Genomic DNA, 20,145 nt, shown 5'->3' with positions numbered 1-20,145 from the left:
GCTGCACCCAATATCGCTCCGTAACTTAGTAGTTACCTCATTGAGGGTGCGAGTGATGAGGCGGGCATGGGGATGTCCGCCACAAGCACCGGTGGTCGAACGGGTTTCCCCCCATTTTCCCGTATCGACCGCCGGTGCTTTCTCGTTTAAGGAACCTAGATCTCGAAGGCTCCCACGAGGGGCGCCCCCAAGTGCTGGCGCGCGAAGCGCAGCGTTTCGGCGAGCCACTCTTCGCGTTCGCCGGCGGCTTTGGCCTTGCGCGTGGAGATCTCGGCAACCACGGTGCCTTCGAATCCGTTGGATGCGAGATACTGCAGCGCCTCGGCGCACTGCTGGGTCCCGTAACCCGGGATCAAGTGCTCGTCCTTGCCCGAGCCCGAACCGTCGGTGAGGTGGACGTGGCGCAGCTTGCTCCCGAGCGCCCGGATCGCCTCAAGGCTGTTGGCACCCGCGGTGGCGGCGTGCGAGAAGTCCCACGTGACGTCGTCGTAATCCTGCCCCATCGGATCCCAGTGCGGCAGGTAAGCGAGCGCCTCCCGGCCGCGCACACGCCACGGATACATGTTCTCTACCGCGATGTGCACCTGGTACATCGCGGCGATCTCGCGCACACCGGCAGCAAAGTTCTCCGCATAGTTCGACTGCCACCGAAACGGCGGATGGACCACTACAGTGTTGCAGCCGACTTCGCGCGCCATCTGGCAGGACATCTCGATCTTGTTCCACGCCGGACCCCAAACCTGCTGGGTCAGCAGCAAGGTGGGCGCGTGGATGGAGACGATCTGCTGGTCGTATCGATGGCTTAGCTGGATGAGTGCATCCGGGTTCTGGCTGGTGGCGTTGTTGGTCACCATCACCTCGACGCCGTCGTACCCCAGGTCCTGGGCCACGGCAAAGGCGTCATGGACGCTGAGCGGATAGACAGAGGCACTGGATAGCGCCACCGGGATCCTCGGCGTGTCTTCTTCGGAATGCTCGACGTCGGTGCTCATGTTAGTTGGCCTGCCTCCCGGCGATGGGGATTGGTATGGATACTGCCGCTGGCGCGGCCGTTCCGGTGTTGGCGCCCAGGCGTGGTACCGGTACCGCGCCTCCGAGCCCGACATGCGGAGCCGGGGCTAGCGGGCCATCGAAGATCAGCTGGTCGAGCCGGCGCAGGATCAATCCCTCGCGCAAGGCCCAAGGGCAGATCTCCATGCTGGGAAACTCGAACATTTCCAATGCGGCCTCAGCGACGAGCGCACCCGCAAGGATCTGCGCCGCCCGTGCATCCGAGACGCCCGGGAGGTAGAGCCGGTCCTCGACGGTCATCGCCGAGATCCGCTGGGCCCAGAGGCCCAAGTCCGTGGCGTGGAGTTCCCGCTTGACGTACGGACCGGCGCCGCTGGGGGCCGCCCCTGCGATGCGTGCAAGCGAACGGAAGGTCTTGGAGGTCCCGGCCACCAGGTTGGCCCGGCCCAATTGCTTGAACTCGCGCACCACCGGCTTGAGAGTGTGGCGAATATACTTGCGCAGCTCTTTGACGCTCTTTGCCGTGGGCGGGTCATTGTGGAGCCAGTCCCTCGTCAAACGGCTGGCACCAAGCGGCACTGACACCGCGAGCTCGGGCAATTCGTCCTGACCAAACGCCATTTCGAAGGAGCCGCCACCGATGTCCAGGTCCAGGATCGGACCGGCGCCCCAGCCGTACCAGCGTCGGACCGCGAAGAACGTCATGGACGCTTCTTCGCTGCCTGTCAGTTCCTGCAGGGTCACAGTGGTCTCGTGCTTCACCCGGGCAAGGACCTCGACGCCGTTGGTGGCTTCGCGGATGGCCGAGGTACAAAATGCCAGGAGATCCTCGGCCTTGTGGCGGGCTGCGAACTCCCACGCTTCGAGGACGAATTCGATGAGCTCGTGTTGTCCGGCGTCGTTGATGTTACCGTCGGCGTCCAGGAACTGAACCAGCGAAAGCGGTCGCTTGTGGGAGGCAAACGCGACCGGGCGTGCGCCCGGATGCGCGTCCACCAAAAGCAAATGGACGGTGTTGGAACCGATGTCTAGGACGCCAAGACGCATTCTGCCATTATTCCCCGATTCGAAGCGTGTGAAGCAACTACGACTGCCGATTCGTGCCGGCGGTTAGTCAATTAATCCTGGGGTCCGCCGGTGCGTGATTCCGCGTCCACATCTGCGGCCGGGGCGGTGGCTTCGTGGGCTTCTTCGGCTTCGTCCGCGCGGGTAAAGTCGCGGCGGACGTTCGCAATGCCTTCGGGGCCCATCTCGAAGCCGTGCTCGCTGCCGGGGTTGATCACCAAGCCCAGCTCGTCGCCGATGCTGTCCAGAATCGCTGAACCGTGGGTGCCCAGGACGTTGGGCGCGGCTTCGAGGAAGTGCGATTCCACCCGGCTCGGGTGGCTGAACACGGCGAGGACAGGCTGGCCCTCGGAGTTGGCGAGGACAAGAGGCTCCACGGCGGCGTCAGGCTTATCCAGGGAGTCGGTGCTCAGGATGTAGACCTCGTTGTTCAGGAAGGCCAGGATGACGTCCACCGGGCTCGCGTCGGGTTGCCCGGCCTTTGCGAGCTTGGACTCAAGGTCGTTCAAGGGCAGGGATTCCGGGGCTGCAGGCTGATCTGTCATGGTTCCACTCGATCACGGTTCCCCCGCCGGAAGCAATTCCCGGCTGTCTCGCCGCCGAGATCGTGGGTGGGTGCCGGGGGCTGTGTTCCGGAACGTAGTCCTCGGCCCGAACCCACGATCTCACCCCCGAAGAAGCCTGAGCAGGCGCACTTTCAGGCCGTGTTCGTCGAAGAGACCTTTCCAATCAATACGCAGGATTCGCCAGCCCTGCTCGGCCAGCAGCTTCTCCCTTTGCCGCTCTTCGAAGATCACTTCCGCAGTTGGCTTGTAGTCGAAGTACTTTGCCTTGCCGTCGAACTCGAGCGCGGCTCGAAGGTGCGGCCACGCGAAGTCGAACCGGTAGGCGCCACGGGGTGTTTGGACCCGCAGCTGGAGCACGGGATCCGGGAATCCGAGCTTCGCGATAGCGTCCCGCGTCAATGTCTCGCCCGGGGATTCGGACAATGGGTTCGCGAAGGCCAAGGCTTTTCGGAACGCCGTGACTCCCCGGGCACCGACTAGACCGGCACACGCTGACTCGAGCCACTCACGGTTGCATCCGAGCCTCAAGCCGTGGTCCAAGAGAATCAGGCCCTGCCGATAGTTCAGTATCTGTGCGCAGTCCAGAACGGTGCGGTCGAGTGCTGTCACTGGAAGTCCATCAATCTCGATCCGTTGCCCAGGCAGGAGGACGCCTGAATGAGCCCTGACGTCGGCCGCATGGGATCCGCTCGCTGCGTGGTACGGAATGATGACGTGGATCAATTGATCAGCCCTCCACAAATACAAACGGTGCAGACGGGCGGCGGAGGTGTGGCTGAACGTAAGCCCATCCGCCGTGACGCGGAGGGTCCTATGGCAATACGCCGCCAACCGGGCGCGCTCCCGGTCATCGTCCGAAAGCCCACGCCAGAACGTGCCACGGACCATGACTCCCGTGCGGACCCTTACCAGTGAGCCGTAGCGGAGGTGTTCGTTCATACGTCGCTTGCTCAGTCCTTGGGACAGCAACTCCTCTGTCCGCCACATGTTCCCATCCGGAAGCGGAGGCGCGCCAATGCTCGTGAGCGCTGGAACTGCGGCGGCTTGAGGGCCCCGTGGTGCGGACAGTGCCGGGGATTTCGCCGGTTCCAAGTAATCCCAAACTTCCGCGAGCGGGTCCACCGGGACAACGGAGTCGATGTTTCCGTAACTGTTCACTGCACCAGTTTTGGCGAGCGGCGGAGAGCCCGGAAGCGGCCAATCAAGCTATGTGGAAACCCAGGAAACCCAATACGTGGGTGTGGGCCGGGGGCTGCGTTCCAGAACGCAGCCCCCGGCCCACACCCACGATCTCGGCGCGAGCTACTTCTTTGCCGCAGCCTTCTTCGCAGGCGCCTTGCGGGCCGTAGTGGTCCGCTTGACCGGGCCTTTGGCGCGCTTCTCGGCGAGCAGTTCGATGGCCTGCTCCCGGGTCAGCTCCTCCAAGGACGTGGCGCGCGGAACGGTGATGTTGGTGACGCCGTCGGTGATGTATGGGCCAAAACGGCCTTCCTTCACCACGATGTTCTTCTCCGAGACAGGGTCCGGACCGAACTCGGCCAGGGGCGGTACGGCAGCACGCGCACCACGCTGCTTCGGCTGGGAGTAGATCTCCAGCGCCTGTTCCAGGGTGATGGTGAAGATCTCTTCCTCGGATCCGATGGACCGCGAGTCCGTGCCCTTCTTCAGGTAGGGCCCGAAACGGCCGTTCTGCACCGTGATGGGGTTGCCTTCGGCGTCCGCGCCGAGCACGCGGGGCAGGCTCATGAGCTGAATGGCTTCGTCGAGCGTGACCGAATCAACGGACATCGACTTGAAGAGCGATCCCGTGCGCGGCTTTGCCTTGACGGGCTTCTTCGGCGGCTTGGGTTTGCCGTTCTTGTAGTACTCCACGGGCTGGTTTGCCAGTTGCTCCTCGGTCATCTCCGGGATGATCTCAGTGACGTAGGCGCCGTATCGGCCGTTCTTGGCAACCACGGTGTGTCCGGTGTGCGGGTCCGCGCCCAGGACGCGTTCCTCGGGGGCAGCCGTTTCCATGAGCTCCACGGCCTTGGCCGCAGTGAGCTCGTCCGGAGCGAGGTCCTCGGGGACGTTGGCACGCGCCGACTCCACGACTTCGCCGGTCTTGGGGTCGACGGTGGGGATCGAACTTTCCAAGTACGGGCCGAACTTCCCGACGCGCAGCGTGATGCCCTCGGCAATCGGCACCGAGTTGATCTCGCGTGCATCGATTTCACCAAGGTTGTTGACGATGCTCAGCAGGCCGGGATCGGCGTCTTCACCATAGTAGAAGTGCTTGAGCCAAGCGGCCCCTACAGCCTGGCCGTTGGCGATCTTGTCCAGGTCGCCTTCCATGTCTGCCGTGAATTCGTAGTCCACGTAGTCGGTGAAGTGCTGCTCCAGCAGGCGGATCACGGAGAAGGCGATCCAGCTGGGAACCAGCGCAGACCCCTGCTTCCGGACGTAGCCGCGGTCCTGGATGGTGGAGATCGTGGACGCATAGGTGGACGGGCGGCCGATGCCGCGCTTTTCCAGCTCCGCCGTCAGGGATGCTTCCGTGTACCGCGGCGGTGGCGAGGTCTCGTGGCCAATAGCAATGATGTCCGAAGCCGTGAGGGAATCGTCCTTGGCCACGTTGGGAAGGCGCCGGGCTTCGTCGGAGTCGTCGTCGCCGCGGCTCTCGTCCTTGCCTTCTTCATAGGCTGCGAGGAAGCCGGGGAAGGTGATGACCGTGCCGGAGGCCGAGAATTCGGCGTCGCGCCCATCGGTAGCCACTGCGCCGAGGCGGATGGTGGCGGTAGAGCCCTTGGCGTCGCCCATCTGGGAGGCGATGGTGCGCTTCCAGATGAGTTCGTAGAGCCGGAAAGCATCGCCAGTCAGGTGGTTTGCCACCTGGGCCGGGGTGCGGAAAGAGTCACCCGCGGGGCGGATGGCTTCGTGGGCTTCCTGCGCGTTCGCAGCCTTGTTGGCGTAGACCCGGGGAGACTGCGGCACGTACTCGGGACCGTACAACTCGGCGGCCTGGCGGCGTGCCGCCGTGAGGGCTTCGTCGCTCAAGGCGGACGAGTCGGTACGCATATAAGTGATGTAGCCGTTTTCATACAGGCGCTGGGCGATCTGCATGGTGCTCTTGGAGGTGAAGCGCAGCTTGCGGCCGGCTTCCTGTTGAAGGGTCGACGTCGTGAACGGCGCCGCGGGACGGCGGGTGTACGGCTTGGTGTCGACGGAACGGACGCGGAAGTCCGCGTTCTCGAGTCCGGCGGCCAACGACGTCGCGAGTTCCTCGTTGAGGTGCACCGCGTTCGCGGAGGTGAGGACGCCGTCGTCGTTGAAGTCGCGGCCGCTGGCTACCTTCGCGCCGTCGACCGCAGCGAGCTTTGCCTTGAACGTCGCGGAGCCGGTACCGAACTGGCCGGTCAGGTCCCAGTACGATGCGGATTTGAATGCCATGCGTTCGCGTTCGCGGTCGACCACCATGCGGGTCACGACCGACTGCACACGGCCGGCGGACAGGCCGCGGGCAACCTTGCGCCACAGCACCGGGGAGATTTCGTAACCGTACAGGCGGTCCAGGATGCGGCGCGTTTCCTGGGCGTCCACGAGGGCGCTGTCAACGTCGCGCAGGTTGTCCATGGCGCGGTGGATGGCTTCCTTGGTGATTTCACCGAAGGTCATGCGGTAGACGGGAACCTTGGGTTTCAGGACCTCCAGGAGGTGCCACGCGATGGCCTCGCCCTCGCGGTCCCCATCGGTTGCGAGATAGAGCGCGTCAGCGTCTTTCAGCTGGGCCTTGAGCTCGGCGACCTTTTTCTTCTTGTCCGGAGACACCACGTAATACGGTTTGAAGTCGTTCTCGATGTCGACGGCGAACTTGCCAACCGAGGTCTTCTTCAGTTCTGCAGGGAGGTCCGAGGGCTGCGGGAGGTCGCGGATGTGGCCGATCGAGGCCTCGACAATGAAGCCCTCGCCCAGGTACTTGGCGATGGTCTTGCTCTTGGCCGGAGACTCCACGATCACGAGTTTCTTGCCGGTTTTTGCCTTGCTGGGCACGGTTCTCCTACAGAAAAATGAATTGCTTGGGCTCGTGCCCATATTGGCCTAGTTCACCATATTTTGCAGAATCGTGCGTTTCCATGTGCACAAGTGCTGTGGAGGAACAGTGTTCTGGGTTAGCTTGAAGCCGGCGTCCGGTCGTCCGGAATCATCGACCACATCGTAGCGATTCGCACCGCTCCTTCGGGAATCCGCGTGGGATCCTCGAGCTCATATGACCTGATGAGTTCCTGGAATTTGGCCTTGAGATCCGTCCGCTGATCCGGAGTCAAGTACAGCAGATCGCTGGACAACACCATGGCGGCTGCCTCGTTCGCGGCCTCGCCCCGCTGGCGCCGCTCACCACGGGCCCGGGTGAATGCAGTCGCCCGACGCCGGAAAGCGTCCAGTTCGAGTTCGACGACGGCGATCTCCGGGCTCGGAGCGTTGCCGCCGGATTTGATGGTGAAGTCCGAACCCGCGGCCTTCCAACGGCGTTCGCGTGCATCGCCCTCGTTGTCCGCGGCAGTAACGATGCCCCATTTCTGGAGGGCCCGCAGGTGGTAGCTCATGGCGCTCGGCGTGAGCCCGGTCTGCGCGGCGAGCTCTGTGGCCGTGCGGCTCAGTTGCGTGGAATACAGCTCTGAGATGACCTCAAGCCGGGCGGCATGCGCAAGGGCACGGATCGCTTTTGGGTCGGTGATCTCCACCGTCTTCTCGGGCCGTTTCCGGCGCTTCGGGGATGCCAGCCCGGTGGATACCCCATTGTCTTCATTCACCGGAACAGTTTATCCGCCGGGGGCGCCGCAATTGTCCTATGCCGTGGGAAGCAGGAAACCGTCGCGGACCAGGTTACCGACGTCGGAGAGCAGACCTGCGCGGAAAGCGTCGTCGTCGAAGTCGTCGTCTCCACCCAGGAGGCCGGCCAAGGCGCCGATCAGCTGGCGGACGGACAGCTCGCCGTCACATGCCGACACGAAACCGGCCAGCTCGGTGCTCAACAGGTTCGTCCGGCGCAGTCCCGCGCCCTGGCGCAGCAAGATGACGCCGGGGTGTTCGGCACCGGGCCGCTGGTGGCGTTCCTCGGTCACGTCCTCGGCCACCACCAAGTGAGCCTCTGAGAGTTCGTGGGCATCGAGCCAATCGGCGCGTTCGACGGCGGCGGCGAGGTGCGGGCCGATCGGTTGCTCGATGGGGTACGTGATTTCCTCGAAGCGGGCGGGCGCATCTCCCGGACGCGGGCTTTCGGGCCGCCGCAGCCAGATCATTCCGAAGCCAATGGCGTCCACGTTGCGGGACGCGAAATCCTGCAGGTAGGCGGCGTAGGCGTCACGGTAGAGCTTACGGTCGCGGCCCTCGGAGGCGTCCTGCAACCAGGTCTCCGCGTACAGCTCCGGACTCACCTGTTCCCGTTGGATGAACCATGCCTCCGTGCCGGACCCTGCCAGCCACGACGCGGGCCGTTCGCTCCAGCGGCTGCCTGCAGGGATTTCCCAGTTGCCGAGCATCTGCGCCGTGCCGCCGGGCGCCAGGACGTCGGGCAAGGTTCGGACGAGGTTGGCCACGATGTCGTCGCCGGGCAGGCCGCCGTCGCGGTAGGTGAATTGATCCGAAGAATGCTCGCCAGCACTGCGCGGGGTAATGACGAAAGGCGGATTGGACACCACCAAATCGAAAGTCTCACCCGCGACCGGTTCCAGGAGCGAGCCCAGCCGCAGGCTCACCCGGGACTCGAGATCGGCCGGGTCCAGGTGGAGGGCCTCGGCATTGAGCATCAGGTTGAAGCGGGTGAACGCGAGGGCCCGTTCGGAGATGTCTGTGGCGGTGACATGCTCGCTGTGGTGCAGGAGGTGGAAAGTCTGGATTCCACAGCCCGTCCCGAGGTCAAGGGCGCGTTTCGAGTGCCGCCGGATCGTGGTCTGGACAAGGGTGGTGGATGCCTGCCCGATGCCCAGCACATGGTCATGCCGGAGCACGCCCGGCTGCTGGTGGGCGGCGAGATCGCTGGAAACCCACAGTTCCGCGCCGCCGCTCCCGCTGTTGTCTGCTCCGGAGTCGCATTCCCAGCCGTACGGCCGCAAATCCACCTTCGCCGCGACAGCACCGCCGTCGTTCTTCTCTACCAAGCCAAGTTCCACCAGGCCCGAGGTGCGGATGCGCGGCAGGGCGGCGTCGACGTCGTCTTCGGTTTGCGGGACAGCGAGAAGCCACAAGCGCACGACGACGGCGAGCGCGGCCTTCGCGCCGTCCGTCGCCGGGTCTCCGGCGGAGTCAGCCGGTTCGGTGGCGATGAGTGCAGGGATGAGCTGATCCCGGGCGAGGGCCGCGTGGGCGGACTCCCCAAGAAGTCCTGCCACTCCGTCCACGGTGTAGCCAACGTTCCGCAGGTCGTCGGCGAGCGCCGTGAGCAGCTCGGGAAGGTCGCTGCGGGGAGCGTCGAGGGTGGTGGTTTTCGGGGCGGTCCCAAAGATGGCGGGCATTGCGGGATCAGTCACTGTGCAAGTCTATTCGGGCTGGTGGGTGGGCGGCCGCGTGATCGCCTGCGTCGGCGGGGAGGCATTCGAGCAGGTAGCGTTGAATCATGGCATTTCACCCCTCCACTTGGCGTCGCGCTGCTCTTTTGCTCGTTGGCGCTGCCACCCTGGCGATGACGGCGTGCTCCTCCGGGGGATCTGTCTCCAACGCCGACATCCCCGCGTGGAAGGCGACCACCATGCCGTCGGCTGCCGGGGTGGTCCTGGAGGACTCAGGAAAAATCCCGAACCGTGACCCCTTGGTCAAGAACTTCGCAAATGTCGCTGCCGGAAGCTACACCCTGACTGTGGCCTGCGACGGCGGCGGCAAGGCATTCTTCGACGTTTCCTCGGGTGGCACGCAGATCACCGAGGCCGGGGCTGCGTGCAATGGCAGCCGCGAAACGTCCCGCATCAAGATTCCCTCGGCCGGCCCACTGAGCATCAGCACAAGCAGCGTCGATGCACCCGTGATCTACGCATACCAACTGGTACCGGCTTCCTAACTGCCGCTTCGTTCCCGGCTGCGGCCGGGCGTAGAGTCGGACCATGGGGTGGGCACGCGCCCTGAAGGTTGCGACGACGCCGCCGGCGATTCCCGCCGTCGTGCTTTGTGGTGTGCTCGCGTGCGGCACTTTGGCCTCGTGCGAATACACCTACGAGGACGGCCGTGCCGCGGCGAGCAGTCCGCCGTCGGCGGTGATCACGGATCCGGTGTTGACCCGCGACCCGGCCCTTGGACAGACCGTCACGGGCGATGCGCTGAAGGCTTGGGCGCAAGACGTGCTTCCAGACGTGAACGGGCTGTCCTTTTACAGCAGCTTCGACCTGCTGTCCGCTGGAGAGTCCCGCGACGAAGAGACCACCCAGCTTCCTGGGGGAACGTATGCAGTGACTCTGGCGTGCCGAGGTACCCGCAGCACCGAATTCACTGTGCGGAACGGGAGCGAAGTCCTCATCGAGGTAATGCTGCGCTGCGGCACCACGAGGGTCAAGGTCCTGCAACTGGAGACAGACGCCGTCCTGGGCATCACGATCACCGCAAATGCGCAGGCAAACTTCGCGTACCGGGTGAGCCGGATCTGATGACCGGGGCTAGGCCGCGCAGCCTTCCGGGCAACGCAGCGTTTCCGGGCTCGAGGCACATTCGGCGCAATACAGCGTGAGGTTGCGGCAGCTCAAATTGGAGCAGTTTTCAAACTTGTTGGTGGGCGCCTGGCAGCGGACGCATTGGCCAATGGTCTTGGCATCCTCACTGAATTCCATGTGCATGCGCTTGTCGAAAACGTACAAGGAACCTTCCCACAGGCCCTGGTCCTTGTAGGTCTCGCCGTAGCGGACAATCCCGCCGTCGAGCTGGTAAACCTCCTTGAAGCCGCGGTTCACCATCAGGCTGGAAAGGACTTCGCACCGGATTCCGCCTGTGCAGTACGTGACTACGGGCTGGTCCTTGAGATCGTCGTATTTTCCCGAGTCGAGTTCCTTGATGAAGTCGTGTGTGGTGGCGACGTCGGGAACGATCGCGTCCTTGAATTTGCCGATCTGGGCTTCGAAGGCGTTCCGTCCATCGAAGAACTTCACGTCCTGCCCAGAAGCCTTCTTTTCCTCCAGCAGTGCGTGGAGCTCTTCGGGCTGAAGGTGGGTGCCACCGCCGACGACGCCGTTCTCGTCCACCTTCAGTTCACCGGGGGCGCCGAAGGACACGATCTCATCGCGAACCTTGACGCTGAGCCTCGGAAAGTCGTCGGCGCCGCCTTCGGACCATTTGAAGTCGATATCGTGGAAGCCCTTGTATTCCTTGGTGGTCTTCACGTACTGCTTGACGTTGTTCAGTTCCCCACCAACTGTGGCGTTGATGCCGTCCCGCGAAATAAGGATCCTCCCGGTCAGGCCGAGCTTCTCGCACAGGGCGCGCTGCCAGAGCCGCACGGCGTCCGGGTCAGCGATCGGAGTAAAGCCATAGAAGAGCACAATTCTGTTTAAAGCCACGTATTTAAGGGTACTTGCTGGCCCCAAACCCATGAGTCGGGCCGCCGTTCGGTCAGTCTAAGTGTTAATGGAGCTGTTACTGACGGCCCCTGTTGATTCCCAGACCGCTGGCATAGTCTCTCTACATGAGTCACGAAGCCTTGGTTGAAGACATCGCTGAGCTGCTCGACGTCTGGGTGGCTGGCTGGGCCGGGTCCCGGAGTTACGAAACTCGAAAGGAAGGCCGGTTCCCGGCAGCCCTGCGTGCAGACAAAACCGGCGACTGGGAATACTTTGCCTACGACCCCTCGGATGACGAGTTCGCCGAACTGGCCGCCAAGACCGCCCAGGCGGACACTCGCATTTTGACGATCCTCACGAACGACGCAGGACGCTACACTCAATTGGCTCGCGAGAACGGATTGAACGTCACCTCCGATTCCCAGACCATGATGATCGTGGACATGGGGACGCAAGATGCCGAGGATCCGTGGCTCTCGGATGACGACCTCAAGCTCACCACTTCCGAAAGCAAAGGCGTCCACTACGCCGTGGTCCATGCCGGCGAAGAGGTGGCGGCCAGCGGACAGGTATACGTAGTCAAGCAGACAGCGGTGTTCGACAAAATCGTCACCGAGCCCAACTACCAGCGCCGGGGACTGGGCAGTTTCATCATGAAAGCCCTCGCCGCGCAGGCATTTCAATACGATGTTGAAAGCGGCCTGCTCCTCGCTTCCTTGGACGGACAGCATCTCTACTCCCACCTTGGCTGGAAGCACGTGTGCCAGGTGCTCATGATGTCCACCAAATCGGTCGACGAGACTGACCTGTCTGTGGCGTAGCCGAGGTTCGGCGCCGGTCGGTTTCCGGCGCAATGACAGAATGTTCACGTGAACGCAACTGAATCGATGATCTCCCTTCTGGGCAGGAGCCCGGACCCGGAGCAGTTGCGACATGTCCGCACCATTCCAGCTCGCCAGGCTGTCCACGAGGCGTGGCCGGGCTGGGCCCATCCCGATGTGGTTGCCGCTTACGGGGCTTTGGGCATCCACGAACCGTACCGGCATCAGATCGAAGCAGCCGAGCTCGCCCACTCCGGCCAAAACGTCGTCATTGCCACCGGGACCGCCTCCGGGAAGTCGCTCGCCTACCAACTGCCGGCCCTCGACGCCATCCATCGTTCAGAACTGCGGGTGCTGTCCGAGCCGGGCAAGATCCACGACGACGGTGCCGTCACCCTGTATCTCTCCCCCACCAAGGCACTTGCAGCCGACCAGTTGGCAGCGATCCGCGCGCTCAAGCTCCCCACGGTCCGGGCGGAAACGTACGACGGCGACACCGAGCAGTCCCAGCGCCGCTGGATCCGTGATCATGCCAACTTCATCCTCGCAAACCCCGACATGTTGCACTTCGGGATCCTGCCCAACCACACGTGGTGGGCCCGCTTCTTCCGCAGGCTCCGGTACGTCATCGTGGACGAGGCCCATAGCTACCGCGGGGTGTTCGGGTCCCACGTCGCCAACCTCATGCGGAGGCTCCGGCGAATCTGTGCCTACTACGGTGCCGGCACCTCCTTTCCTGAACCGGTGTTCATTGCGGCGTCGGCGACTGCGTCGGACCCGGGCACATCCTTCGCCCGGCTCATCGGCACCCCCGTCCGCGAGATTTCCGAGGACTGTTCACCTCATGGCCCCACGACGGTGGCATTCTGGGAACCTGCCCTGACCGAGCTGAAGGGCGAAAACGGGGCAAAATCCCGCAGGACCGCCGTCGCCGAGACCGCGGACCTGCTGGCCAACCTCGTGTCCTCCCGTGTGCGGACCATCGCCTTCATCAAGTCCAGGCGCGGCGCGGAAACAATTTCGTCTATCACCAAGCGCCTCCTCGACGAAGTGGATCCCAGCCTGCCCCAGCGGGTTGCTGCGTACCGTTCCGGCTATCTCCCCGAGGAGAGACGGGCTTTGGAAAGGGCTTTGCGTTCCGGTGAGCTGCTTGGGGTGTCCAGCACGTCGGCATTGGAATTGGGTATCGACATTTCCGGGCTGGACGCCGTGCTGGTAGCCGGCTGGCCCGGGACGAGGGCTTCCCTGTTCCAACAGATCGGACGGGCCGGCCGGGCAGGCCAAAACGCTATTGCCGCGTTCGTGGCCAGCGACGATCCTTTGGACACATACCTCGTCAACCATCCGGAGGCGATCTTTGACGTGTCGGTCGAGGCCACCGTCTTCGATCCCGGAAACCCCTACGTGCTCGGCCCCCATCTGTGCGCGGCAGCGGCCGAGCTCCCGATCGGTGTGGCTGAACTTGAGCTGTTCGGGCCGACGTCCGAATCCCTGCTGAATCAGTTGGTGCAACAGGGGTACCTGCGGAAACGGGCCGCGGGCTGGTTCTGGACCCATCCCGAGAGCGCCGCGGCCATGGTAAACCTCCGCGCAGATGGCGGCGGCCCCGTAAGCATCGTGGACTCCGAGACTGGCTCCCTGTTAGGCACCATGGACTCGCCACAGACGCACTACCAGGCGCATACGGGTGCGATCTATGTGCACCAAGGCGACAGTTACTTGGTCGAGGAACTGAACGAAGAGGACCATTGCGTGGTGGTTCGTCGAACCAACCCGGACTACTACACGACGGCACGGGACGTGACGCAGATCGAGGTGCTGCAGACTCTCCGGACCATGGAATGGGGGGATATCGCGGTTCACTTCGGCGAAGTGAAAGTAACAACACAGGTAGTCTCCTTCCAACGTAAGGCACTGATTTCCAACGAGGTTTTGGGGGAAGAACCGCTGGAACTCGGGGCCAGGGATCTTTTCACCAAGGCGGTATGGTTTGTAGTCCACAACCGTTCGCTGACTAGCGCAGGCCTTGTCGAGGCCCAGTTCCCGGGTGCCCTTCACGCCGCCGAGCATGCCGCCATCGGGCTTCTGCCGCTGGTCGCTTCAAGTGATCGTTGGGATATTGGTGGAGTCTCAACAGCGCTCCACGCCGACACCGGAGTTCCCACGATCTTTGTGTACGACGGCCATCCAGGCGGTGCCGGATTTGCCGAGCGCGGCTTCGAAAAAGCCAAAGTGTGGTTGACCGCCACAAGGGACGCCATCAAAGCCTGCGAGTGTGACACCGGCTGCCCTTCCTGCGTCCAGTCCCCCAAATGCGGCAACAAGAACAATCCGCTGGACAAGGACGCAGCGGTCACCCTGATCGACGTGCTGCTGCGCGACGCGTCCTAGGCGCACGATTTAGGGCGGCGGTTCTAGGCGGCGGTTCTAGGGCGCTGTTCTAGGGCGGCGGTTCTAGGGCGGCGGACCGGCCCGGGCTCTGCCGGTCGCGGTCCCGAAGACTGCGCCGCGGTCCAGCTCGGTGCGGACTTCCACGATCCCGCCTACGCCCACCGTGCACGCCGTCAACGAAGCTCCATGCTGCGCGGCCGTTTCGCTGGCGAGCAAACAAGGATCTCCGGTTGTCAGGCCGCGGGCCGCGTCGGCTCCTGCGAGCGCCGCGAGATCGGCGGCAGACGCTGCGCGGTGGGCCATCGCCATGGCTTGGGCCAGGGTCAGCGCCGCCGCCAAGCAGGCCATGACAACGAGGCCCAGAGCAACAGCCAGGATGGTTCCAGAACCGTTTTCAGCAACCGGACCCCCGTCGCCGACGCGGGCGCTACCTGCCCTCACGCCGCGCGCAGTCTCGCCGCAACTATCGCCGGCGCGGATGGTTCCCGAACCGTTTTCAGCAACCCGAGCGTCACCGCTAGCGCGGATGGTTCCCGAACCGTTTTCAGCAACCGGACCCCCGTCGCCGACGCGGGCGCTACCTGCCCTCACGCCGCGACCTCTTCCACAGCGGTTTGGAGCCCTGCCATCGTCACAGCACCCCTGAAATCCACAACCCCGTCCCGGGCAGCGAGGAACGGAACGGTGGCCGCCGACGACTGCGGGGCCTCTCCCCTCGCCGATGCCGTCGCCGAAAGCCTCCACGGGATAAGGGATCCCAACGGGCCGACGACCCGGGCGGAGACTGTGACCTTGATCCATTCGCCGTCTTCGGCAACGACAGCCGAGGCAGCATCGCCTGCCAGCATCCGAACGATGCCGTCGACGGTTGAAGGGCCGTCTCCCCGGGCGAGGGCCCTGGCACCCGCCCTGGCCGCCTCTTCCAAGCGAAGCTGTGTAATCACCGCGGCCGATCCCGCGAGAAGCAGGGCCAAGAGAAGCAGGACAGAGGGTAGTGCCACGGCGAATTCAGCGGTGACGGCGCCACGGCCCCTCGCAAGGAAAGCATCTCGCCTACGGTGCTTGCGCGTGCCATCTAGCTTCTCCGTCGAAGGAGGCCGTCTGATCGAAGGAGTCCGCTGCCGCATAACGCCAGCCGCCCGGGCTAGCTTTACGGCGAGCCCCCAAACCAATGCCAACTGACGGATCGAATTCCCGGCACGGCGCTTTGAACCCCACCGCGGTGTCATGGCAGGGAGAGCGCGCTACGAATGAGGTTGAGGAGGAAGCCACGTACTTCCTCGCTGCGAAGGATGACCACCAAGAGTCCGGCGAAGCCCACGGCGGCAAGGGTTGCGATGGCATATTCGGCCGTCGCCATCCCAAGCTCGGATCCCATGAGCCGCACCTTCGACCGTCTCGGAACGGCAGAACCGTCGCTCGGCCGCGCACGGCCTGCTTCGGCGGTGGAATGCGGGTGGGTTGGCAGCCGAACGGGCCTGCTTCCCTGTGCGCCCGGGAACAATTCGAGGACCTCGGCCTCCGGCCGAGGAGGAGATGCCTGGGCGAGTGCCAGGGCAGCCCGGGGGGCATGGACGTCCTGCGACGCCTGGGCGGTATCGACGGTTGCGTTCATTTCGGTTCCTTTCTGCGGGGCCGGCTTGGCTGCCGGCTCTACTTCGACTCTTCCGTTGGCATGTGGGCTTCGAAAGGCCCCAAATCTCCTAAGTGGAAAACTCGCTTCTGAACGTTCCTGTGGAGGGAAACTGGCTTGCGAGGGACTCGGGCGCCGCCCCTGGCGGGGCCGCCAGCAATCCCCCCGGGCGGGGCCGCCGCCAGCTATCCCCTGGGCGGAAGCATGGCCAACAGCACCGGGACCACACCAAGACAGATGAAGGCAGGCAACGAACACAGACCCAGCGGAATCACGAGTTTCACTCCGAGCGCGGCAGCGCGCTTTTCCGCCACCCTGAACTTTTCACGCCGCAGTCGAGCTGCCTGGGCATAGAGGATCGCCGAGGATGGTGCGCCGGTCAGGGCGGCGAAGGCGAGCGCATCCTTGAGCTTGCGCGCTTCAGCGCACTGCTGGCCCGCACTCCGCCATGCCGTCTCCCAGTCCGTTCCGATATCGAGGGCAGCAACCACCGTCTTCAGGGAGCGGCTAAGCTGCGGGGACGCGCATCCGGCGATCAACTCAAGGGACCGTCCGAGGCCCGCCCCGGAGTCGAGCATGGCGGCCACCAACTCAAGGATCATGGGCACATTGCGCAAGCCTCCCTGCCCATCGGGATTCCGGAGAGTGCCCGCCGCCTCGCCCCGGCTGGTGTTGTTCATCGGGCCGTTTCTTCCGAATGGGCCGCGAAGTGTCCGGAGGATTGAGCGCCGCCGGGTTCGTCCTTGATAGGCCAGCCCGAGAATTGCCGCAAAGACCAGCACGAGGGACACTGCGATGGCTGCGAATGCCGAGCCCATCAGTCAACGCCCGCCGCGACGTGCACCAACCGGGATGACCAGATTCTGCCGGTGACAGTCAGGACACCCCCGGCCGCGAGCGCCGCCAATCCCAAGCCGTTGGCCAACAGGACCCCCAACGGATCCACCCCAAGCATCATGCCCAGCCCCAAGCCGAACACCGGCAGCCATGTCAGAAGGCGCACAGTGGCTTTCGGGCCGGCCAAGGCAGTCTGCCGGGCATCGCCGGCGTCGTCCTCGGCCTCAAGCTGGGCGGCGAATCTGGTCAGCACGTCGGCTAATGGACAACCAGTCGCCTCCGCGACGTCCAAGCAGGCGGCAAGTTCTCCCCAGATTTGATGTTCCAGCGGACTCCTCCCCCTAAGATTCTTCGCTGCCGACGATCTGATGGCTTCGGCGACCGAGGCCCCGTTCATCGATGCCGCCCGCGCCGCTGCGAGAACCTGAAGAGACCCATCCGACACCTTGGGTAATGCCAGGGCCTTAGCTCGCACTTTGCGGTCCTCCGAGTCGACCGAACGAATGCGGTGATCCCTGGGTCCATGCACAATCCAGAGTTCCTCCCAGAGGCGCGACGTCGAACGGCCGCCCCGGAGGAGGGCGGCCAACTGCTGTACGAGTACCGTGAGCGGCAATGCGTCCGCGCGGGAGCGCCGCACCGGCACGCGCGCCCCAGCGCCTGCCCCGGCCCCTGCCACAGCCCCAGCCCCAGCCCCATGCGAGGGAGCACGAGGCAGGGCACGCACTACCCGTTTGCCAAGTCGCCGGGACGGTTGGAAGAAAACCCATGCAGCGGCCGCCAGGACGAGAATGAGGAATCCGCTCACGCGACAGCTCCAAGGTGATCCGAACGCGAGATCGGTCGTTGCGAGCCGGGCAGGGGCCCGGGCAGGAGCCCAGGGTCCAGTTCAAGGCGATCTGCGAGGTCCCCCCAAGCGGGACCAGGGACAGCAACACCCGCCCGCATTTCCACGGCAGGCACGATCGATGGGGCGGACGCGCCCACCGCCAACAATCCAATGCAGGAAACTCTTCTGCCGGCCGGTGTCCGCTCGACGTGGACCACTGCGTCCAATGCCGTTGAAAGCTGCAGTTGAACGGCTTCCCGGCTCAAGCCTGCAAGCGCGCCCAACGCCACGAGCCTGGCCGGGACGGCGGAGGCGGTGTTTGCGTGGATTGTGCCACTGCCTCCCGTGTGGCCGGTATTGAGTGCCGTCAACAGCTCACGAACTTCCGCGCCGCGGCACTCACCCACGACCAACCGGTCCGGCCGCATCCGCAGTGCTTGCCGAACGAGTTCGCCAAGATCGAGAGCGCCACCGCCTTCAAGGTTCCCGTGCCTGGACTCAAGGGAAACCACGTGCGGGTGCACCGGGTTCAGCTCCGAGGCGTCCTCAATCAGGACGAGCCGATCATGTGGGCTGCTCAAGCCGAGCATCGTGGACAGCAATGTGGTCTTTCCGGAACCGGTGGCACCACTGATCAGGAAGCTCAGCCTGCGATCAACCATTGCCTGCAGCACCTGCTGGACCGGTGCCCCGAACATGCCTCCCGCACGCAACTCGTCGATCGAGAAAACCTCCTCGCGCCGAATCCGAACGGACAACAAAGTTCCGGCAGTGGAAATCGGAGGCAACACTGCGTGCACCCGGTATCCGCCGTCCAAGCGGACATCGACGCACGGCGAGCTGTCGTCCAAACGGCGTCCACCGGCCGCCACGAGCCGGGAGGCCAAGGCACGGATTTGAGGTTCGCCGTCGAAGTGCACCTGCGCCCGCTCCAGCCCCTTGCCGCGGTCGAACCACACCGAGTCCGGGCCATTCACGAAGATGTCCGTCACTGAGGCATCGCGGGCGAGCTGTTGGAGAGGTCCAAGTCCGCTCAGTTCGGCGCTGATGGATTCGACGGCGGCGAGCGCCCCCGCGGTCCCGAGTAGCCTGCCCGTGGCATGGACGGCCGCTGCCACGCGTGACGGAGTCACTGGACCGGCGTCGGCCATGACGGTTTCCCGGACGCTTTCAAGGAGTGCGGCGTCGAGGAGACGCGTGTTGCGACGGCGCTCGCCGTTTGGAAACCCAGGGGCACTCATACTGCGCCGTCGTCGAGTAGTTGAAGTACGGGTTCCGCAAAGCGACGCACGGCCTTGCGCTTGCCGAATTCCAGAAGGCGTCCGAGCTCAGCGGCCGCGGCGGTGCCGCGGAGCTCGGGGAGCAAGCCATGAAGGGGCAGTCCCAGTGACTCGGCTATGAGCGGTCCGTCCAGGGCAGCACCGGCATTTCCACGGACCACCAAGGCTGTGTCCACCGGCGGCAGCTCCTGAAGAAGCCTGGCCGCGGCGACGGCTGCGCGGAGTTGGGCCGGTGCCAGGAGAAGAATCCTGTCGCAGTCCCAGGCAAAGCTGCCAAGCGACTCCGTTCCGCGGCCGATGTCGACAATGATCAGCTCATATCCCCGCCTCGCCGCATCAAGGACGGACGCGACGGCCCCGGGCTCCACATCCAGAGGGCGGTCGCGGCTGCCCGGCCAGGACAGGAAGGAGAATCCGCCGGCGATCGGCAATGAGTCGCTTAGCTGCCCGGTACCGATGCTGCCGCTGGCATCGGCGAGATCGGGCCAGCGCAGTCCTGGCGCATCTTCAGCTGCCAGGCAAAGCTCAAGGCCTCCTCCGCGCGAATCGCCATCAACCAGCAGCGTCCGGATTCCGTGGACGGCCGCTTCCTGCGCCAGCCAGACCGCAGCCGTGGACGCACCCGCACCGCCGCATCCTCCTGTCACGCCGAGCACCAACCCTCCGGGGTCTGGATCATCCGAGCTACCGAGGTGATCCGCCAGCCAGGCTGCGGCTTCCGGCAACACGGCCACACGTTCGGCCCCCAGGGCCGCTCCCAAATGCCACAACGAGTCCCCTTCACCGTTGAGGCCCAGCAAGACGGAAGGTGCACGACGACGGGGCGGAAGGTCGCGGATATCGCTGCCAAGAAGCACCATCCTCGCCGTATCCCACATGGGGAAGGCTGCCGATAGATCCATCGTTGTCCGGAGACTGGCACCGACAGCGGCCGCGATCCTTTCGGTTTCGGCTTGTAGCCGGACGTTCCCCGTCACCAGAAGGACATCGCCGGAACTGGCGGGAAGCCACGGCTCCCCGGAGTCCCGATCTGGCTTCGTCCCGGACCGTGGACCGGATCTTCCGGGAAGGGGGTGGCCACGTTGAAGTACCGTCGAACCGCGCGCGCCGTCAGCGGCAGCCCGGCTTCCGCCGGGTCTGTGGTTCCGCTCAAGATGTTGCCCGCTCATGAAGCCACTCTTTCCGTTTCACCACGGGCA

20 protein-coding genes are annotated in these 20,145 nt (G+C 64.4%); 4 read left to right on the top strand and 16 right to left on the bottom strand.

The features are described 5' to 3' along the window. Positions 1 to 155: 155 nt before the first annotated feature. The 7 genes from QRN51_RS13545 to QRN51_RS13515 all read right to left on the bottom strand — a co-directional run bounded on the left by QRN51_RS13545 (position 156) and on the right by QRN51_RS13515 (position 9,133). Positions 156 to 992, bottom strand: a complete 837-nt coding sequence (locus QRN51_RS13545) for a sugar phosphate isomerase/epimerase family protein (protein ID WP_059389509.1) — start codon at positions 990 to 992, stop codon at positions 156 to 158. A gap of 1 nt (position 993) precedes the next feature. Then, on the bottom strand, positions 994 to 2,058 hold the full coding sequence (locus QRN51_RS13540; protein ID WP_084784591.1) for a Ppx/GppA phosphatase family protein: 1,065 nt from the start codon (positions 2,056 to 2,058) through the stop codon (positions 994 to 996). 71 nt (positions 2,059 to 2,129) lie between these two features. Then, positions 2,130 to 2,621 (bottom strand): SseB family protein, encoded by a 492-nt coding sequence (locus tag QRN51_RS13535; RefSeq protein WP_284990360.1) that lies wholly within the window; start codon positions 2,619 to 2,621, stop codon positions 2,130 to 2,132. A 120-nt stretch (positions 2,622 to 2,741) separates the two neighbouring features. Then, positions 2,742 to 3,800: a hypothetical protein gene (locus QRN51_RS13530; protein WP_284990358.1), complete on the bottom strand. Its 1,059-nt coding sequence runs from the start codon at positions 3,798 to 3,800 to the stop codon at positions 2,742 to 2,744. Positions 3,801 to 3,944: 144 nt separating this feature from the next. Beyond that, the gene (gene topA / locus QRN51_RS13525) at positions 3,945 to 6,671 is read right to left on the bottom strand and encodes a type I DNA topoisomerase (RefSeq protein WP_284990357.1); all 2,727 of its coding nucleotides are present in this window, start codon (positions 6,669 to 6,671) and stop codon (positions 3,945 to 3,947) included. 119 nt (positions 6,672 to 6,790) lie between these two features. Then, positions 6,791 to 7,432 carry an ArsR/SmtB family transcription factor gene (locus QRN51_RS13520; RefSeq protein ID WP_059389506.1) on the bottom strand — a complete coding sequence of 214 codons (642 nt, stop codon included), beginning with the start codon at positions 7,430 to 7,432 and terminating at the stop codon, positions 6,791 to 6,793. Positions 7,433 to 7,468: 36 nt separating this feature from the next. After that, positions 7,469 to 9,133: a DUF7059 domain-containing protein gene (locus QRN51_RS13515; protein ID WP_284990372.1), complete on the bottom strand. Its 1,665-nt coding sequence runs from the start codon at positions 9,131 to 9,133 to the stop codon at positions 7,469 to 7,471. A 101-nt stretch (positions 9,134 to 9,234) separates the two neighbouring features. Between QRN51_RS13515 and QRN51_RS13510 the strand changes: the two genes are divergently transcribed. Both QRN51_RS13510 and QRN51_RS13505 read left to right on the top strand, forming a co-directional pair. Beyond that, entirely contained in the window at positions 9,235 to 9,672 is a 438-nt protein-coding gene (locus QRN51_RS13510) for a DUF6023 family protein (protein ID WP_284990356.1), read from the top strand. Between the two features lie 43 nt (positions 9,673 to 9,715). Beyond that, entirely contained in the window at positions 9,716 to 10,252 is a 537-nt protein-coding gene (locus tag QRN51_RS13505) for a DUF6023 family protein (protein ID WP_284990355.1), read from the top strand. A gap of 9 nt (positions 10,253 to 10,261) precedes the next feature. Here QRN51_RS13505 and trhO read toward each other — a convergent pair whose 3' ends face one another. Continuing rightward, positions 10,262 to 11,155: an oxygen-dependent tRNA uridine(34) hydroxylase TrhO gene (gene trhO, locus QRN51_RS13500; protein WP_059389502.1), complete on the bottom strand. Its 894-nt coding sequence runs from the start codon at positions 11,153 to 11,155 to the stop codon at positions 10,262 to 10,264. Between the two features lie 125 nt (positions 11,156 to 11,280). On the opposite strand from trhO, the gene QRN51_RS13495 reads away from it, so the two are divergent. Both QRN51_RS13495 and QRN51_RS13490 read left to right on the top strand, forming a co-directional pair. After that, on the top strand, positions 11,281 to 11,976 hold the full coding sequence (locus QRN51_RS13495) for a GNAT family N-acetyltransferase (protein WP_059389501.1): 696 nt from the start codon (positions 11,281 to 11,283) through the stop codon (positions 11,974 to 11,976). Positions 11,977 to 12,042: 66 nt separating this feature from the next. Next, the gene (locus QRN51_RS13490) at positions 12,043 to 14,367 is read left to right on the top strand and encodes a DEAD/DEAH box helicase (RefSeq protein WP_502870867.1); all 2,325 of its coding nucleotides are present in this window, start codon (positions 12,043 to 12,045) and stop codon (positions 14,365 to 14,367) included. 63 nt (positions 14,368 to 14,430) lie between these two features. Here the strand turns inward: QRN51_RS13490 and QRN51_RS13485 are convergent, their stop codons facing one another. The 8 genes from QRN51_RS13485 to QRN51_RS13450 form a co-directional block, all read right to left on the bottom strand. Continuing rightward, positions 14,431 to 14,958 carry an Rv3654c family TadE-like protein gene (locus QRN51_RS13485; RefSeq protein WP_350224980.1) on the bottom strand — a complete coding sequence of 176 codons (528 nt, stop codon included), beginning with the start codon at positions 14,956 to 14,958 and terminating at the stop codon, positions 14,431 to 14,433. Then, the gene (locus QRN51_RS13480; RefSeq protein ID WP_502870866.1) at positions 14,955 to 15,473 is read right to left on the bottom strand and encodes a TadE family type IV pilus minor pilin; all 519 of its coding nucleotides are present in this window, start codon (positions 15,471 to 15,473) and stop codon (positions 14,955 to 14,957) included. Before QRN51_RS13480 ends, QRN51_RS13485 begins: the two co-directional genes overlap by 4 nt. A 119-nt stretch (positions 15,474 to 15,592) precedes the next feature. Beyond that, positions 15,593 to 15,982 carry a DUF4244 domain-containing protein gene (locus tag QRN51_RS13475; RefSeq protein WP_284990353.1) on the bottom strand — a complete coding sequence of 130 codons (390 nt, stop codon included), beginning with the start codon at positions 15,980 to 15,982 and terminating at the stop codon, positions 15,593 to 15,595. A 203-nt stretch (positions 15,983 to 16,185) separates the two neighbouring features. Next, positions 16,186 to 16,680: a type II secretion system F family protein gene (locus QRN51_RS13470; protein ID WP_502870865.1), complete on the bottom strand. Its 495-nt coding sequence runs from the start codon at positions 16,678 to 16,680 to the stop codon at positions 16,186 to 16,188. Between the two features lie 137 nt (positions 16,681 to 16,817). Beyond that, on the bottom strand, positions 16,818 to 17,090 hold the full coding sequence (locus QRN51_RS23295) for a hypothetical protein (protein ID WP_332603451.1): 273 nt from the start codon (positions 17,088 to 17,090) through the stop codon (positions 16,818 to 16,820). Between the two features lie 551 nt (positions 17,091 to 17,641). Further along, on the bottom strand, positions 17,642 to 18,907 hold the full coding sequence (locus QRN51_RS13460) for a TadA family conjugal transfer-associated ATPase (RefSeq protein ID WP_284990350.1): 1,266 nt from the start codon (positions 18,905 to 18,907) through the stop codon (positions 17,642 to 17,644). Further along, on the bottom strand, positions 18,904 to 19,923 hold the full coding sequence (gene ssd, locus QRN51_RS13455; RefSeq protein ID WP_284990369.1) for a septum site-determining protein Ssd: 1,020 nt from the start codon (positions 19,921 to 19,923) through the stop codon (positions 18,904 to 18,906). Before ssd ends, QRN51_RS13460 begins: the two co-directional genes overlap by 4 nt. Beyond that, positions 19,920 to 20,099 carry a hypothetical protein gene (locus tag QRN51_RS13450; RefSeq protein WP_284990373.1) on the bottom strand — a complete coding sequence of 60 codons (180 nt, stop codon included), beginning with the start codon at positions 20,097 to 20,099 and terminating at the stop codon, positions 19,920 to 19,922. Before QRN51_RS13450 ends, ssd begins: the two co-directional genes overlap by 4 nt. Between the last annotated feature and the right edge of the window lie 46 nt (positions 20,100 to 20,145).

The sequence above is a fragment of the Arthrobacter sp. efr-133-TYG-120 genome, from assembly GCF_030209785.1.
Taxonomy (GTDB): Bacteria; Actinomycetota; Actinomycetes; order Actinomycetales; family Micrococcaceae; genus Arthrobacter.
Note: the sequence above shows the minus strand (reverse complement) of the source record. Positions and strands in the feature narration are given on the sequence as shown.

Coding starts and splice junctions, on each gene's coding strand:
- QRN51_RS13545 (WP_059389509.1), bottom strand. CDS start 992: ATGAGCACCGACGTCGAGCATTCCGAAGAAGACACGCCGAGGATCCCG.
- QRN51_RS13540 (WP_084784591.1), bottom strand. CDS start 2,058: ATGCGTCTTGGCGTCCTAGACATCGGTTCCAACACCGTCCATTTGCTT.
- QRN51_RS13535 (WP_284990360.1), bottom strand. CDS start 2,621: ATGACAGATCAGCCTGCAGCCCCGGAATCCCTGCCCTTGAACGACCTT.
- QRN51_RS13515 (WP_284990372.1), bottom strand. CDS start 9,133: ATGCCCGCCATCTTTGGGACCGCCCCGAAAACCACCACCCTCGACGCT.
- QRN51_RS13510 (WP_284990356.1), top strand. CDS start 9,235: ATGGCATTTCACCCCTCCACTTGGCGTCGCGCTGCTCTTTTGCTCGTT.
- QRN51_RS13505 (WP_284990355.1), top strand. CDS start 9,716: ATGGGGTGGGCACGCGCCCTGAAGGTTGCGACGACGCCGCCGGCGATT.
- QRN51_RS13495 (WP_059389501.1), top strand. CDS start 11,281: ATGAGTCACGAAGCCTTGGTTGAAGACATCGCTGAGCTGCTCGACGTC.
- QRN51_RS13490 (WP_502870867.1), top strand. CDS start 12,043: ATGATCTCCCTTCTGGGCAGGAGCCCGGACCCGGAGCAGTTGCGACAT.
- QRN51_RS13475 (WP_284990353.1), bottom strand. CDS start 15,982: ATGAACGCAACCGTCGATACCGCCCAGGCGTCGCAGGACGTCCATGCC.
- QRN51_RS13470 (WP_502870865.1), bottom strand. CDS start 16,680: ATGAACAACACCAGCCGGGGCGAGGCGGCGGGCACTCTCCGGAATCCC.
- QRN51_RS13460 (WP_284990350.1), bottom strand. CDS start 18,907: ATGAGTGCCCCTGGGTTTCCAAACGGCGAGCGCCGTCGCAACACGCGT.